The sequence below is a fragment of the Bacillus sp. P4_D3 genome (genome assembly GCF_056401855.1).
In genome coordinates this window covers 1-1443 of sequence record NZ_JBFUIN010000757.1, presented here as the reverse complement: position 1 = coordinate 1443, position 1443 = coordinate 1, and the positions used below count along the sequence as shown (strand labels likewise).

General features: G+C 32.5%; 1 protein-coding gene. It reads left to right on the top strand.

All coding sequences use genetic code 11. The features are described from left to right. Positions 1 to 522: 522 nt before the first annotated feature. Positions 523 to 1443: S-layer homology domain-containing protein (locus AC1DTM_RS26365; protein WP_477001271.1), on the top strand; the 921-nt coding region annotated here is incomplete at its 3' end.

Here is a 1443-nt window from a genome sequence, read left to right as displayed (position 1 = left end):
ATCTCTCTTCGCTGATTCAGCATCTTGAATGAATCGTTTTAACTCTCTTTCTTGATCTTTTAAATAATCATGTAATTTATCATACTGATCTCGTTTCCTCGCGCTTTCTGTAAAACCCGATGCATTTAATAAAGCATTGTACAATTCATCTAACATCTTTCTCCCCCTTTATTACAATAACCATGTAGTTAAATTCGTATATTTAAACATAAATATTCATTACATTGAGAATTTATAAATAACTATTTTTACATATTGCTATTTTATCAAAGGGATTTTAACATTTCCATATTTTATAAAAAGCTTTCGCATTTTTCTTCAATTAAATAGCAATGGATATTTATCATCTGAAAATTATAGTTTTATATAGATTATTGGAATTTTATCCACATTAAGTGAATTAATGACAAATAATCATCATTTACATGTTATAATTACGATGTGTACATTTAGCTGCATTAGATGTATATGTGTAATACGTATATTTAATAAAGTTAAATTAAACTGGGGAGGCTTTCTCAAATGGGCAAGAAAACAAGCAAAGCTAAAAAAATTTTGGGATTCGTGATCACCACAGCACTAGCAACTACAATGATGGCAGGCACAGCAAACGCACAAACAACTACGAATAACTATAAAGTAGCTGGCAATGCGAACACTGTATTTACAGATGTACCAAAGGACCACTGGTCAAAAGATGCTATTGATTACTTAGCGTCAGCAGGACTTTTTAACGGATATGGAAACGGAAAATTTGGTTTTGGGGATAATATTACTAGAGGCCAGGTAACTTCTTTAATCGCTCGTCATTTAGGTTTAACAGCAAACAATGAACAGAGCAATATGTTTAACGATATTAAAAATCATATKTTTGAAAAGGATATTAAAGCTATTGTACAGGCTGGAATTATGACAGGTGATGGAACAGGTGCTTTTCGTCCAGATGATGCATTAACTCGGTATGAAATGGCAGTAGTATTACAAAAAGCATTTCAATTACAATCAAAAGGACAAAGTAACTTTAAAGATGTACCTCAAGATCATTGGGCCTATGAATTTGTAAATACGCTACGTAGTAACCGAATATCCCACGGTGATGAGGCAGGTAATTACAATGGCAACATGCTTGTGAAACGTGAGGAGTATGCACAATTTTTATATAGTACATTAGCAAAAAACAGAGATTATAATTTCAACATCAATACAAAAGAAGAAATGAAACAAATGTTAACAACAGCTTTACAGGATGGGACGTTTGGTCCATTTAAATTAAATGCATTGGGTAAAGATATATCTGAGGTGAAAAAAGAATTTGGAGTACCTGATGTTTGGAAGCAAGCACCATGTACAGAATGTGATGCACCTAATACAGCAGTATACGGAGATTATAATATTGACATGTACCCTTCGGACGCTAGATATATATGGGTAAAAATGGATATC